The sequence below is a fragment of the Conexibacter sp. S30A1 genome, from assembly GCF_023330665.1.
GTDB lineage: Bacteria > Actinomycetota > Thermoleophilia > Solirubrobacterales > Solirubrobacteraceae > Palsa-465.
Genome location: NZ_CP097127.1, coordinates 33,231 through 46,966, shown reverse-complemented (window position 1 = coordinate 46,966; position 13,736 = coordinate 33,231). Strand labels below are relative to the sequence as shown.

At 69.6% G+C, this 13,736-nt stretch carries 11 protein-coding genes; 3 read left to right on the top strand and 8 right to left on the bottom strand.

Annotated features, from left to right (window positions below):
- Positions 1-20: 20 nt before the first annotated feature.
- The 3 genes from M3M54_RS00200 to M3M54_RS00190 all read right to left on the bottom strand — a co-directional run bounded on the left by M3M54_RS00200 (position 21) and on the right by M3M54_RS00190 (position 3,234).
- Entirely contained in the window at positions 21-263 is a 243-nt protein-coding gene (locus M3M54_RS00200) for a hypothetical protein (RefSeq protein ID WP_249020177.1), read from the bottom strand.
- A complete protein-coding gene (locus M3M54_RS00195; protein WP_249020176.1) occupies positions 263-1,480 on the bottom strand; it encodes a DNA polymerase Y family protein in 1,218 nt (405 codons plus the stop codon). Before M3M54_RS00195 ends, M3M54_RS00200 begins: the two co-directional genes overlap by 1 nt.
- A gap of 245 nt (positions 1,481-1,725) precedes the next feature.
- Complete coding sequence (locus tag M3M54_RS00190) at positions 1,726-3,234, bottom strand: ISKra4 family transposase (protein ID WP_249019551.1); 1,509 nt, start codon at positions 3,232-3,234, stop codon at positions 1,726-1,728.
- Between the two features lie 350 nt (positions 3,235-3,584).
- On the opposite strand from M3M54_RS00190, the gene M3M54_RS00185 reads away from it, so the two are divergent.
- Both M3M54_RS00185 and M3M54_RS00180 read left to right on the top strand, forming a co-directional pair.
- Positions 3,585-4,820: a pilus assembly protein TadG-related protein gene (locus tag M3M54_RS00185; protein WP_249020175.1), complete on the top strand. Its 1,236-nt coding sequence runs from the start codon at positions 3,585-3,587 to the stop codon at positions 4,818-4,820.
- A gap of 123 nt (positions 4,821-4,943) precedes the next feature.
- Positions 4,944-6,353, top strand: a complete 1,410-nt coding sequence (locus M3M54_RS00180) for a pilus assembly protein TadG-related protein (RefSeq protein ID WP_249020174.1) — start codon at positions 4,944-4,946, stop codon at positions 6,351-6,353.
- Between the two features lie 16 nt (positions 6,354-6,369).
- Here the strand turns inward: M3M54_RS00180 and M3M54_RS00175 are convergent, their stop codons facing one another.
- Entirely contained in the window at positions 6,370-9,159 is a 2,790-nt protein-coding gene (locus M3M54_RS00175; RefSeq protein WP_249020173.1) for an NAD-dependent epimerase/dehydratase family protein, read from the bottom strand.
- A gap of 141 nt (positions 9,160-9,300) precedes the next feature.
- Positions 9,301-10,041: a polysaccharide deacetylase family protein gene (locus M3M54_RS00170; protein ID WP_249020172.1), complete on the bottom strand. Its 741-nt coding sequence runs from the start codon at positions 10,039-10,041 to the stop codon at positions 9,301-9,303.
- Between the two features lie 59 nt (positions 10,042-10,100).
- On the opposite strand from M3M54_RS00170, the gene M3M54_RS00165 reads away from it, so the two are divergent.
- A complete protein-coding gene (locus M3M54_RS00165; protein WP_249020171.1) occupies positions 10,101-12,245 on the top strand; it encodes an AAA family ATPase in 2,145 nt (714 codons plus the stop codon).
- Here the strand turns inward: M3M54_RS00165 and M3M54_RS00160 are convergent.
- From M3M54_RS00160 to greA, 3 genes are read right to left on the bottom strand one after another with little or no spacing between them, the layout of a single operon-like run.
- Positions 12,229-12,444: an RNA-binding S4 domain-containing protein gene (locus M3M54_RS00160; protein ID WP_256465802.1), complete on the bottom strand. Its 216-nt coding sequence runs from the start codon at positions 12,442-12,444 to the stop codon at positions 12,229-12,231. The two genes, M3M54_RS00165 and M3M54_RS00160, sit on opposite strands and share 17 nt — an antisense overlap.
- A gap of 15 nt (positions 12,445-12,459) precedes the next feature.
- Positions 12,460-13,224 (bottom strand): SDR family NAD(P)-dependent oxidoreductase, encoded by a 765-nt coding sequence (locus tag M3M54_RS00155; RefSeq protein ID WP_249020170.1) that lies wholly within the window; start codon positions 13,222-13,224, stop codon positions 12,460-12,462.
- A 21-nt stretch (positions 13,225-13,245) separates the two neighbouring features.
- Entirely contained in the window at positions 13,246-13,695 is a 450-nt protein-coding gene (greA, locus tag M3M54_RS00150) for a transcription elongation factor GreA (RefSeq protein WP_249020169.1), read from the bottom strand.
- Positions 13,696-13,736: the final 41 nt, after the last annotated feature.

The following is a 13,736-nucleotide window of genomic DNA, read 5'->3' as shown; positions in this document are numbered from 1 at the left end:
TTAGGCGCTTGCCGGCAGGCTCAGCGCTGCCGCCACCAAGCGCCCTCGATCAGATCGTGGAACACGACCCGATCGACACCGTCGGTCGTGACGAGCTCCCAGTAGCGGCGCCGCAGCGGTCGGTCGGTCCACCAGCGATCCTCGAGCAGCCAGGTCTCCCGGATGGCGGTGACCGAGCGGCCCTCGACCACAAGCGGCCGCCCATCGCCATCGGCCTCGACCTGCGCCCGCCGTGGCTGCGCGAGCCTGCGCGCCCCAGCCATCACTCAAACGGGGTGAGGATCGCGCGGCGCTCGGGGTAGCGCGAACGCGGGTCGATGTAGAGGATCCGCAGCACCGCTTCGGGTCCGGCGCCGGCGCGGGTCTGACGGACCGCCTCGCGCAGGCGTGTGGCCCGCGCGCGGGCGGGCTCCTCGAGCAGCGCCCGCTGCTCGCCGGTGGCAGGCCCAAAGCGCTCAACCGTCAGTGTGAGCGCCTGAACGGGGGCCGGCAGGAGCTGCAGACGGGGCGTGAGCGCCAGGCGCATCCGCACGGGATCGCTGAGCGACTCGCGGAAGGTCACCTGCTGGCGCCAGCTCCCGCCGCCCTCCACCAGGGTCGCCGAGAGGATGACGGCGCGCAGCGTGCGGCCCCGCCGCTCAGGGCGAGCCAGCAGCCTGTCAACCAGCAGGCCGAGCGCGCGCTCGAGCTGCTCGCCCCCCGAGCTCTCCGGCAGCTCGAGCGACTCGCATACGGCCTCCGCGGGCTGGCGGGTACGCAGCGGCGTGTCGTAGCCGAGCGCCAGCTCGCGAGCCTCGAGGCCGACCCTGCCGAAGCGGTCGGCAACGTGGGCTCGCGGCAGCGCCGCGAGCTCGCCGAGCGTGCCGATGCCGAGCCGCCGCAGCGTCTGCGTCAAAGGCTCGAGCGCGTCCCCATGTGCCGCGTGGTTGAGCGCTTCGATCGGCAGCGGCGCGAGGAACTCGCGTGCCTGGCGCTGGCCGCCGGCGAGGATCAGCGGCTGGCGCGGACGCGCGCCCCGCGCCGCCATCACGGCCACAAAGCGCGCCTGCGCAACGCCGCAGCGCACGGGCATCCCGACCGCCGTCAGCACGACGCCCAGCACCGCCTGAACGCCGCCATAGAGCCGCAGGAGCCCGCCGATGTCAAAGCAGGCGACCCCCTGACCCAGGGTCTCCACCGCCGCGCCGGTCGACTCGAGCGCGCCCAGCACCCGTTCCCAGCGCTCCTGCACCGCCGACGGATCCGGGGGCAGCAGGATCAGCTGCCGGCAGCGCGCAAGCGCCTCCCCCAGCCGCATGCCGCGGCCCACGCCAAAGGCCTCGGCGGCCGCTGAGACCTCACCGATCCGCTGGCCGCCAGGTTCGGGCGCGATCGCCACCGGCGCGCCCAGCAACCCGGACCGTCGACCGGCGGTGATCACCAGCTCGAAGCGGGGAACAAGCACACAGGCGATCAGATCCGTGGCGGACAAGGCGAACATATGTTCGCACAGTCGGCGGCCGACAAGAGGGTCGCGTGAGGGTCGCGCAGCGCCATCGCGGATCAATGCCCGACACCCAGCCCAGCGCTCTATTCAAGTTTGGCCGTGGATCCCGAGAACGTCGCGGTAGGAGGCCTTGACCGAAGCCGAATACCCGACCGCGAGCGAGACAAATCGCTGCGCTGGATCGGTTTGTCGGTGCGCAGATATGCTTTGGGTGCGGCTCGTCTGAGGGGCGTGAGTTCTCAGGCGGCATGCGGGATTTTGGCGTGGGCGTAGCGTGATTGGTGGACGCGGCGGTGTTCTTGGTCGAGGTGGAAGCGCCAATAGGCGTTGAAATCGCTGTTGCTGACGATCGCGCGCAGCTTGAGGATGGCTTCGGCGCCGTCGAGCCCCCAGCGGGCGCCGGTGATGTCCATGCGGTCCTTGACCAAGTGGCGACACGCGCCCTCGATGACGCCGGTCGCGATCGGCCATCCGGCGGTGAGGGCGGTCGGGTAGTCCAGGTATGGCGCCTTGTTGGTCAGGTAGCGGGCGGCGGTGTCGGCGCCGGTGCGCTGCTTTGGGTCCAGGCCGGCGTTGGTCGCCTGGCGGCGGATGTTTCCCGCGACGACCCTCGCGCGGCCTTCGAGGATCTGGCGGGCGTGTTTGTGAACCCATGCCTCGGCGGCGGGGTCGCCCTCGTTGTGGAAGCTCCAGGCGGCCTTCCAGAGGTACTCGATGACATGGATGAAATCGATCAGGATCGAGACCGGCGCGCCGCGGGCCTTGGCTTCGGCGCGGGCGCGGTGGATCTGGTGGTTGTTGCCATCGACGAGCACGACCCACGTGCGGTCGTGGTCGCTGTCGCGGCGCTCGGCTTCGTCGAAGACGGCCGCGATGACCGTCGCGGCGTCGTCGTTGATGCTGGCCGTCAGCCACTTGGCGGTCGCCTTCGGCGCCTCGGTGCTGGCGCTGTCGCGCTCGCTGTCGGTCAGCGCGATCACGTCGGCGGCAGTCCGCGGCACGGGCTGTGCGTCGTAGACGGCGCCTACCTCAGCGACCCGCTTGCGGTTCGCCTTCTCGCCCCGCGACAAGCGGCTGCCGAGCTTGTTCTGCGCGGTGGCTGCCGCTTTTGCGGTCTGCTCGCGCAGCGCGTCGCGGCGCATCACGACGCCCTTGCCGTCGAACGACAACACCAGGACCGCGTTCTCACCGACGGCCTGTGCCGCGCGCTGGGCGTAGAACGCGTCGAAGTCGACGGCGCTGCGGGCCGCGAGATCCTCGACCTGGCGCTTGCCCAGCACCTGCCCGGTCGAGCGCGTGACCGCCGCCGCGGCATCGTCGAACGAGCCTCTGGAGGACTCCACCGCGGCCAGCATCCGCAGCCCGTGACTGTGACGCTCGGCTGGCAGGTTCAACAGTGCGTCGGCCGGATGCAGATCGCTGTAACCGCCGGCGCGGTAAGCCAGCCGCGAAACCGACAACTCACCGAACACGCTGGCCAGCGCCCGGCCGCGCCCCGCCTCGACCCGCTCACGCCTCACCCCCGCAGCATCAACGACGCTCGCGGCGCGCCGCTCCCGGCCAGCGCGCAGGTCCAGATGATCCTGAAAGAGCAGCCGCATCAGCTCACGGCCCTCGACCTGCAGACGCTCCTCCAGCTGCCCGTGCGTCAGCGCGCCGGCATCAGCGCCGTCCAGCAGAACCACCAGCGACTCGAACTTCGCGCGCGAGGCATCAAAGCCCAGCCCGGACCGCGCCGGCGCGGTCATCGCCGCCCCCCACCGCGACAGTGATGCACAGCCCTCTGCCCAAGCAGGAGAACGACCGCCGACACGTAAAGTGCATCGGCAAGGGCGCCAAACGAGGCGAGCACGGAGACCTCCAAGGTCGACGTTGCATAGACAACGCCTCCTTTCGGCGCCCTCTCTGCGTCCCCTGCCGGCTCCCCCCCGGACCACTCCTACGCGCCGACTCCACCGCGCCACACCGTCCCTCAGACGAGCCGCACCCATATGCTTTTGTGGACGAAAGTATTTAGTCCTTTACCACAGCTGGTGTGATGCCGATACGCTTATCGATGTCACCCATGCCCGCGAGGTCGGACACCGGGGAACGAATCTTGACACGCAAGCGCATACAAGCTGCGATCCACCACGAGAGCGGGCAGTCGCTCGTCGTGGTTGTGCTCGCGCTGATAGTGATCATGGGAGTATCAGCGCTGGCGATCGACGTCTCCGGCTGGTTCGTCACACGCCACCACGCCCAGGTCGCCGCGGACGCCGCCGCGCTCGCCGCCGCCAACTATATGGCCACCAGCAGCGGTCAGGGAAGCGTGACCACGGCCACGGGGTACGCCCGCCAGTACGTAGCAGACAACGGCTTTAACGGCAACAACGCGACCGTCACGGTGAACACCAGCGCGGCCACGGTCACCGTCACCGTGCCGACCACCGGCTCGATCTTCTTCGCGCGCGCACTCGGTTTCGGGCCGCCCAACATCTCGGCCACCGCGGTCGCAAGCTACGAGACGGGAAGCAGCCCCTACGCGCTGTTTGCTGGCGGCACGTGCACCACTGGGGGCGGCACGGGTATCGACCTGAACCTCAACGGGAACACCACCCTGGATGGCGTGCACTCCAACGGCGACCTGTCCGGACAAATAGGCAACAACACCTCGGTAAATCTGAACACGCTGAGCATGTACAGTAAATGCTCCAGCAGCCTCCAGAACGGGAACAACGCCAAATCGCCGACGGTCACCCCCGCGCCGACCGGCGTACTGAGCTACCCGGTGAACTACGCAAGTCCGACCTGCACGATCAACAACGTCAACTGCTACTTCCCAGTCGCACCCGCGGCGACCCCCCAGTGCACATACACGGCCGGGGTGGGCCAGTCTATCCCGTCTGGTCTCGCGATCACGTCCAGCGGCAACAACATCACGGTCACCGGCTCGATCGGCAGCTCCACCACGCCGGTCATCCTCTGCGCGCCGAACGGCACGATCACGGTGGCCACCAACAACACCACCTACTATGGGACCCTCTACGCCCAGACGGTCGACCTCAACGGCGAGGGGATCACGCTCTACCCGCCGCCCGACCAGCTTGGGATCTATGAGACCGGCACCACGACGGTACAGCTCAATCCGGGCCAGGGCAACGGCAAGGGCAGCAACAACGACGTGCTCGAGAACGCCTACATCTTTGCGCCGAACGCCACCGTGGACCTCGGCGGAAACAACGGCTCGGGCTTCATCGAGGCCAACAGCATCAACGTGAGCGGCAACAACTGGCAGTTTGTCGGCACGGGTCCAAGCGACCCCTACGTGTTCGCCGACACCCTCGTGCAGTGACCGTGGGATCGCGGCGCTGAGCCAGCGCATCCCCCGCCAGCCCCCGGCCGTCTAGATCAAACGTTCAGCAGCAACCCACCAGGCTAAAGCCGACGCGTGAGTGGCCGATATAGGGGGTCAGGTATGGCTGAGCGCGCCCGAGACTACTGGCGAGCACTGACAGCGGACAGCGGCCAGTCGCTGGTGGTCGTCATCGTCTCGTTGGGGGTGCTGCTCGGCATGGCCGCCTTCGGCATCGACACGGCAACCTGGATGGTCAAGCGCCACAACGATCAGGTGGTGGCGGACGCGGCGGCGCTGGCCGCCGCCAACTGCCTTGCCCATCCGAGCAAGATACCGACCAGCATGGTGATCAACGGCTCACAGACGTCCGTCCCGGCCTGTACGTCCGGGACGGACAGCGCCAATGCCCAGACGGTCGCGATCGACTACGCCGCCGCCAACGGCCTGACGATCACAAGCTCTGAGGTGAACGTGAACACGGGCGCCGGTACGGTCCAGGTCACCGCGCCGTCAACCTCGCCCGGGTTCTTCGCAAGGCTGTTCGGGATCGACCAGGCCACCCAGTCGGCCGCGTCAACGGCATCCTGGAGAAGCGGCCTTCAGAATTGCCCCAACCCCGGGTCAAACATCGCCTGCGGGTTCCTGTTCGCCTATAACAGCATCTGCACCAGCCAGTCCGACGGGATCAACCTGTCCAACAATGGCAACACGAGCGTGACCGGCACGATCATCAGCAACTCGAACCTCACGGGCTCGACAAACGGAAACGTGTCGTTGGGAACCGCCACATACGGACCGAATGGCTGCTCAAACACCGTCACCTACGCGGGCCAGGATCCCTGGTCAAGCGCGCCGACCCAGGCATCCACCGATTACCCGTATCCGATCAACTACGCCAACGACTTCCCAGCCTGTGGCGGCACCGGCGAGGCGGCCTGCCTGCCGAACAGCGCCGGTCCGCTCGCCGGCTACCCGAGCTTCTGCACAAACGCGGGGGCCAACATCACCCTGACCGGCAGCACCAACGGGGACAGCACCATCACCGACAACATCTACTGCGCGAGCGGGACCGGCAGCCCAGCGCAGCCGAGCACGTGGAACGGCTCGATCACGATAGACCTGAACGGCAAGGACACGCTCTTTGACACGTTCGTCGGCGGCACGATCACGTTCAGCGGAGCCGGCAAAGACGTGCTGTCCGCCTGCGGCTATGCGACCGGCGGATACACGGCGGCAAACTGCGCCGCCTCGGTCCCGAAGCCGACGACTGCCAACTACCCGATCTTCTACGTGACGGGCAACTCCTCAACAGCGCTCGATGTGACGGTCGCAGGCAGCCAGGTGCTGAACGGCGACATGTTCGTGCCCAACGGTGGCGCGAACCTCTCGCTGGCCGGCAAAAAGCCACTCACCACCTTCGTCGAGGGCTACAACATCGGCCTCTCGATGGGCGGAACGCTCGTGGGCGACGGGCCGGTATACAGCGGCTCCGGCGGTTACACCACGGGCACGGACTCGCTGACCCAGTGACAGCGGCCGCTCGCGCTCAGACCGCGCTCGTGGGCGAGCTCGCCAGCAGCGTGTCGAGTCGTACGGCATCCAGGTGACGGCGGCGCAGGTCGCGCTCGAGCACCGTCAGCTCGCGCCAGGCCGCCTGCGGGTTGCTGATGCGGATCTGCACGATCTCGCCGCGATGGAACGAGCGTGGCAGCTCACCCGGCCTGGTTAGCTTGACCTTGCCCTCGACGAAGGTGCCGCCGGCGCTGTTGCCGAGCAGCACCTGAATCACGCTGGGCCCGCTGGAGGTGTAGAGGAAGCGCCGTCCCCAGCCGAGCCGGCGCGCCAGACCGCGCACGCCCAGCTCGCGCTCCAAACGATGCAGCTCGCCCCTGGTCCTCACCCAGCCGAGCAGGCCGCTGCCGCTCAGCTGCGGCAGCAGCTCGTCGCCGTAATCGGCCAGCCGGTCGGTCGCGGCCCGCGACCCGCTGCGCAGGGCGAAGGTGACGTGGATGCCCTCGCGCCACAGGTCGTGTGCGAGCGCGGGCGCGTTGCTGGCGCTGGTCTCGACGATCACGCCCACCTGGGGCTTGAGCGTCGGCACGTTTGTGACCGGCGCCACGCCGCCGAGCGAGGAGACGAGCCCGTAGGCAACGCTCGACAGAAACGCGGTGAACACGACCGTGGCGGTGGCGGCTGTGGTCGTCAGCGTGCGCACGGCGCGCACCCGCCAGGCCGGCAGCGGCTTGATCCGCCGTGTCGAGCCGAGGATCAGCGCGGCCGTTGACGGGCGCTGCACAAACGACGTGTCCGGCAGCGCCCCGGCGTCCAGCGCCCGCTCGATCGCCGGCCCGAGCTCGGCGGCGGACCTGGCCACCTGCGCCAGCCCGTGGTCCTCGAGCGCCTGGTTTGAGACCCGCACGTGCCCGTAACCGAAACCGTAGGAGATCACCGGGCAGCCGGCGATCAGCGCCTCGAGCAGGGTCAGGCCGACGCTCGAGTGGACCAGCACATCGGCCGCGGCCAGCACGTCACCCATGCGGTTGGTAAAGCCCATCACGCGCACCCGCTCCTCGCCCGCGAAGCGCGCGGACACGCGCTCGCGCAGCTCCAGGTTGCGCCCGCAGAGGCAGAGTACCTGGGCCTCCGGCACGGTTGCGAGCGCCACCTGCACCGCACCTGTTACATCACCGACCCCCCAGCCACCGCCTGAGACGGCGATCACCCGCCCCGCCTGCGGGAGGTCAAGCGCCGCACGCGCCTGCGCGCGCTGACGCGGCTCGAGCACCGCCTGCGCCGTTGGCGGCTTGGCCCAACGGACACTGCCGGGACCGGCGATCCGCTCCACCTCCGCCTGGGACTCGGGGTGGGAGATGAAGTGCAGGTCGATTCCGGGGTGAGCCCAGTAGCGCAACCCGGCGATGTCGGTGATGGAGGCGTAGCAGGGCACGTCGAGCTCGCCGGTGCGACGCATTTCGCCGAGCACCTGGGTCGTACCCGGGTAGGTCGAGACGACGATGTCGGGTTCGTGCGCCCTGATCAGGCGTGAGAGCCCGCGTTTGCTGAAGCGCGTGAGCATCCGCGAAGCCAGCCAGCGGGTCGGCGGGAAGTCCATGAACAGCCGGTACTGCAGGTCAAACAGCCAGGGCACCCAGCGGAACATGAACGCCGAGTTCTCGCGCAACACGGCGGTCGCGACCGATCCCATCGCGGGCAGGCCGTTGACGACGGCGATGAACGCCTGTGGGTCCTCCTGCTTGAACTCGCGTGCGATCGCGCGCGCGGGCAGGTCGTGGCCGGCACCGATGTCGGCCGAGATGATCAGCACCTTGCGCGGGCAGGCCTCGACCTCCTCGGTCGCGACCACCTCGCCAGCCTCGGCCCCACCCGGCACCAGGATGTCGCCCTGCCCCCCGTCGTCACGCCTGGCGCCGGCCGCATCCTGCTCGCGGCGCCAGGCCACGTAGCGGCGGATGCCCTCGGCGATCGGCGTGGCCGCGCTCCAACCAAGCTCCTCGCGCGCCCTGTATGAGCGCACGATCTGTGAGCGCAGATCGCCGGCGCGCGCCGACCCAAAGGCGATCTGGGTGCCGCCCACCGTCTCCTGCACGAGCTCGGCGATCCGCCTGATCGTCACGCCCTCGTCGCTTGCAAGGTTGTAGACGCGGTTCTCGGCGATGTCGCCCAGGCCGGCCACAACCCGCTCGGCGAGGTCCTCGACGTAGACCAGGCGCAGCGACTGCGAGCCGTCACCGGACACCGTGAGCGGCTCGCCCGCCAGGGCGCTGTTGACGAGCGCCGGGATCACTCCCGCCTCGCGCGCGCGGGGTCCGTAGGGGATGCCGAGGCGCAGGATCGTATAGCTCAGGCCGTGGAGCTCCTGGTAGGACCTGCAGTAGAGCTCGCCCACGAGCCTGGTCGCAGCGCGTCGCTGCGATGGCGGCGGCAGCAGCGCCGTCTCCGCGACGGTCGTCTCCTCGGCGTCCGAGTAGACCGCGATCGTCGAGCCGTAAACCACCCGTCCGACCCCGGCCCGCCGCGCGGCCTCGAGCACCGCCGCGGTGGAGCCGGCGTTGAGCTGCTCGGCGTCGTCGGGCGCGGCGTGGATGTCCTCACCGTCGGCGACGCCGGCCAGGTGAACGACCGCGTCACAGTCGGCGAGCGCCGCTGTCAGCGCCCGTATGTCGGTCACCTGGCCGAGCACCGTCTCGACCTCCGCGTGCTCGGGCCAGGGCGACGCTCGCAGGTCGTAGATGACCGGCTCGTGCCCATGCACGCGCAGCTTGTCGACGACATGTGAGCCGATGAAGCCAGCGCCCCCTGTGACCAGGACTCTCATGGTGTGATTACTCTGTCGCTCGCTTGCTCGCTGTCAAGCGGACGGTAGTACAGCGGCGGGCAGAAATGGTGCTTTGCAACCCAATCTGTGTCGCGATGTCGGAAGCCAATCGCGAAGCGCGCCAAGCCCGGGACCGTCCGCTTACGCCAACCCTACGGTAGCGAGTCGCGCGGACCGCATCGCCTCGAGGATCAGCGGTAGCGCCGCAACGGTCCGGCGGTGTGAGCGCCGGGCACTATAGAAGTCGGCGTCGTGCAGCAGGATCACATCGTCGGCGCGCAGCTTATCGAGCACCCGCCCGGCGATCTGCTCGGGCGTGTTGACCTTGCGCCAATCCTTGCCCCAGCGCGACCACAAAAGCGGCTGCAGCCCGCGCTCGCGCGCGATCCACAGGCTCGCCGCGCTGTAGATCCCGTAGGGCGGGCGGTGCAGACGCGGCTCGACGCCGGTGGCGTCGGCGATCGCAGCGATCCCGCGCGCGAAGTCCTCGGCCAAGACCGGCGCCCGACGCGTCGGGTGCGGACGGTGCAGGTAGCCGTGCAGCGCGACGGTGTGGCCCTCGGCGAGGATCCGCCGGGCCAGCTCTGGCCGCCTGGCGACCTGCTCGCCGATCACGAAGAAGGTCGCCTTCGCCTGGAACTGGGCAAGCACGTCGAGCACCTGCGGGGTGCCCTCGGGGTGTGGTCCGTCGTCGAAGGTGAGCGCCACGTGACCCTCCGCCGCCGGCCCGCTGGCCGACGGCGTCGTCGCGACGCCCGCGGGCAGGATGTGCACCGGACTGGCGGCGGCGAACCCGGGCCGGCGCAGGTCGGCAAGCGTCAGCGGCAGCTTCAGGCTGCGCCCGAAGGCAGGCACGTGCATCGCAAAGACGTGGCGGATCATCGTGCCATTTTCGTCACAAAACGACCGCTTGGGTCGGTTCGGGCACTAAGTTCATCCTCATGTCTGATCCCTTCGAGGGCGAGGTGACCGTCCGCAGGCAGCGCTTTGCCAATCTGGAGAACGGCTTCGCGGTGCTGGACGCCGACTGCGATGGCGCTCCGGTCGTGCTCGTGGGACCGCTCGGCCACCTCGAAAGCGGCGAACGCGCGCACGTCACGGGGGTCTGGGTGACCGACCCGCGCTATGGCGAGCAGGTCAAGGTCGCACAGGCAGATCCGCTACCGCCGGACGATCGCGACGCGCTGATCTCATACCTGAGACGGATCCGCAACATCGGGGAGGCACGCGCGCAGCGCCTGATCGAGCGCTACGGGACCGGGCACGTGCTCGAGGCGATCGACGCCGAACCCGCCGCCGCCTTCCGCCAGGCCGGGCTGAACCCGTTCCGGGCCCAGGAAGCAGCGGTCTCCTGGAACGAGCTGCGCACGCTGCGCCGGTTGCACATGCTGCTGGCCCCCCACGGCCTGGCCTACCTGGCGCGGCGGATCAGCGAGCAGTACCCGAGCACCGCCCACCGCGTGATCACCGAGAACCCCTACGAGCTGACGCGCGTGTTCGGCGTCGGCTTCCGGGTCGCCGACCGGATCGCCCGTGCGGGCGCCACCTCGGTTGAGTCGATCCCGGGTCGTGTGGGCGCCGCGCTGGTCTATGCGCTCGCGGAGGCGGAGGGACGGTCGGGGAGCACCTGCCTGCCCGTCGGCCAATTGCTGAGCGCCGCCCGCGACCTGCTCGGCGAGCTGCCCGACGAGGATCAGATCACCACGCTCATCGACGATGGCGTGCTGGTGCGTGACGGCGACTTCATCTACCGGACGCCCACGTGGGAGCTCGAGCAGGAGCTCGCCGAACGGGTGCTCGCGATGCTGGAGGAGGCCGACACGCCGATGAGCCGCCGGGCGGCGAACGTGACGCCGAGCGGCGGCCAGGGCGGGCTTGAGCTGACCGCCGAGCAGGAGGCGGCGGTACGCGCCGCCCTGCGCTTTCGCCTGTCGGTGGTGACCGGCGGCCCCGGCACCGGCAAGACCGCGACGATCCGCGCGATCGCCGGGCTGGCGCAGTCGCGGCGGGCGGGCGTGCTGCTGGTCGCCCCCACCGGCCGGGCCGCGCGACGCATGACCGAAGCAAGCGGCTTGGAGGCCCGGACGATCCACTCGGCGCTCGGCTGGATCCCAGGCGAGGCACCCGAACACGACGAGGACGACCCCCTGGCCTGCGACCTTTTGATCGTCGACGAGTCCTCGATGGCCGACCTCGAGCTGATGGTCACGCTGCTGCGCGCCGTGGCGGCGCAGACACACGTGGTGCTGGTGGGCGACTGCGACCAGCTCGCGCCGGTCGGCGCGGGCAAGCCGTTTGCGGACCTGATCGGCGCCGGGGTCGTGCCGACCACCCGCCTGAACCATATCTTCCGCCAGGCGGCCGGCAGCATGATCATCCAGGGCGCGCACGCGATCCGCCGCGGCGAGACGCCCGAGTTCCGGCCCGCCGAGGGTATGCGCCAGGACCTGTTCTTGATGGAGCGCACCGATGCCCGCGAGGCGCTCGCGCTGATCGTCGCGCTGGTCACCGAGCGCCTGCCCGCCCACTATGGGATCGACCCGGTCTCAGAGATCCAGGTCTTCGCTCCCGTGTACCGCGGCGAGCTCGGGATCGACGCGCTCAACAGCGCCCTGCGTGACGCGCTGAACCCGCACGGCCCGCCGGTCGGCGCCGGTCGGCTGCGGATCGGGGACAAGCTGATGATGACCGGCCGCAACCTGCACGAGAAGGGTCTGATGAACGGCACGGTGCTGTACCTCGAGGACGAGCTCGCAGGCTCAGACGGCGAGCAGGCGGCGCTGCTACTGCGCAGCGACGAGCAGCTCTTCAGGATGGCGCCCGAGGAGGCCGAGAGCCTGCGGCTGGGCTACGCCTGCTCGGTGCACCGCGGACAGGGCATCGAGCTGCCGGTCGCGCTGATCGTCGCCCACGAGCAGGCGGGCGCCTTCTTCCTGCGCCGTGAGATGCTCTACACCGCGGTCACGCGCGCCAAGCTCGCGACGGTGATCGTCGGCAGCCGCGCACTGGTCGCCCGTGCGGCACGCACCCCCGACACCGACCGACGCCACTCGCGACTCGGTGAGCTGCTCAGCGTCCGGCGCTGACGCGAAACTCCCACTCCCCCACCTCGACAACGTCACCGGCGCGCAGCTGCCGGCCGCGACGGGCCTCCACAGCGCCGTTCACGCGCACCTCACCGGCCGCCAGCAGCTCCTTGCCGGCGCCGCCGCTCTCGACCACGCCGCCGAGCTTCAGAAGCTGGCCGAGACGGATCATCTCGCCGGTGATCTTGATCTCCTGCACCGCGCCACCCAGGCGCTAACGCGGCGCCATGCGGATCGCGCCGTCCAGGCGGATCACCTCGCCGTTGAGCATCGCGTTGGCGACGATGTGGCAGGCCAACGCGGCGTACTCATCGGGGTGAGCCAGACGCTTGGGGAACGGCACCTGAGCGCCGAGCGAGCGGCGCAGCTCCTCCGGCATCGCGGCCAGCATCGGCGTGTCGAAGATGCCCGGCGCGATGGTCATGGCGCGTATGCCCTTGGCGGCCAGCTCGCGTGCGACGGGCAGCGTCAGCGCGGCCACGCCGCCCTTGGAGGCGGCGTAGGCGACCTGGCCGATCTGACCGTCGTAGGCGGCGACCGAGGCGGTGTTGATCAGCACGCCGCGCTCGCCACCGGGGTCTGGCTCGTTGGCGCTCATCGCCTCGGCCGCCAGCCGCAGCACGTTGATCGTCCCGAGCAGGTTGATGTTGATCACATCGGCGAAGTGCTCAAGCGGCGTCGGCCCTTCCCGGCCGATCAGCTTGCCGGGCCAGGCGACGCCGGCACAGCAGACGCAGATCCGCAGGCCACGCGGCGCGGCGCCCGCGGCCGCCTGCACGGCGTCCGCCACCGCCTCCGGGTCGCGCACATCAGCGCCGCGCGCCAGCCCACCGATCTCCGACCCGACCTGCTCGGCCCGTTGCGCGTTGAGGTCGGCGACCGTCACGGCCGCGCCGCGCGCCGCCAGCGCCCGCGCGGTCGCCTCGCCGAGCCCCGAGGCACCGCCAAAGACGATTGCGGCCGCCCCGGGGATCTCCATGCCGCGCGCCTGTCCTCGAACTCAGTTGATCGACTCCACCCGAAGCCTGCGCACGCCGGCCGGAGTGGTGATTTCCACGACATCGCCCACACGAGCGCCGATCAGCGCCTGCGCAACCGGTGAACTCGATGAGATCAGCCCCTCGCGCGGCCTGGCCTCGTTGGGCGAGACGATCTTGAATGTCTGCGTGTCGCTCTTACCGAGGTCGGTCACGAGCACGCTCGCGCCGTGCCTGACCTCTTCGCCACCCTCAACGCGCTCCACCACGACCGCCGAGCGGACCTGCTCGCGGATCCGCAGGATGCGGGTCTCCAGGTGCGCCTGCGCCTCCTTGGCGGCGTGATACTCGCCGTTCTCGCTGAGATCGCCCCACTCACGCGCCGTCTTGATGCGCGCGGCGATCTGCGCGCGTCCGCCGCTTTCGAGCTCGTGCAGCTCTTCCCTCAGGCGCTCGAACTCCTCAGCGGTCATCGCGATCCCCTCCATGTCATATGACAGTAGCGAAGCACCCC

Bases quoted from the DNA above. Each gene is read 5' to 3' on its own strand.
- M3M54_RS00200 (WP_249020177.1), bottom strand. From the start codon at position 263: ATGGCTGGGGCGCGCAGGCTCGCGCAGCCACGGCGGGCGCAGGTCGAG.
- M3M54_RS00195 (WP_249020176.1), bottom strand. From the start codon at position 1,480: ATGTTCGCCTTGTCCGCCACGGATCTGATCGCCTGTGTGCTTGTTCCC.
- M3M54_RS00190 (WP_249019551.1), bottom strand. From the start codon at position 3,234: ATGACCGCGCCGGCGCGGTCCGGGCTGGGCTTTGATGCCTCGCGCGCG.
- M3M54_RS00180 (WP_249020174.1), top strand. From the start codon at position 4,944: ATGGCTGAGCGCGCCCGAGACTACTGGCGAGCACTGACAGCGGACAGC.
- M3M54_RS00175 (WP_249020173.1), bottom strand. From the start codon at position 9,159: ATGAGAGTCCTGGTCACAGGGGGCGCTGGCTTCATCGGCTCACATGTC.
- M3M54_RS00170 (WP_249020172.1), bottom strand. From the start codon at position 10,041: ATGATCCGCCACGTCTTTGCGATGCACGTGCCTGCCTTCGGGCGCAGC.
- M3M54_RS00165 (WP_249020171.1), top strand. From the start codon at position 10,101: ATGTCTGATCCCTTCGAGGGCGAGGTGACCGTCCGCAGGCAGCGCTTT.
- M3M54_RS00155 (WP_249020170.1), bottom strand. From the start codon at position 13,224: ATGGAGATCCCCGGGGCGGCCGCAATCGTCTTTGGCGGTGCCTCGGGG.
- greA (WP_249020169.1), bottom strand. From the start codon at position 13,695: ATGACCGCTGAGGAGTTCGAGCGCCTGAGGGAAGAGCTGCACGAGCTC.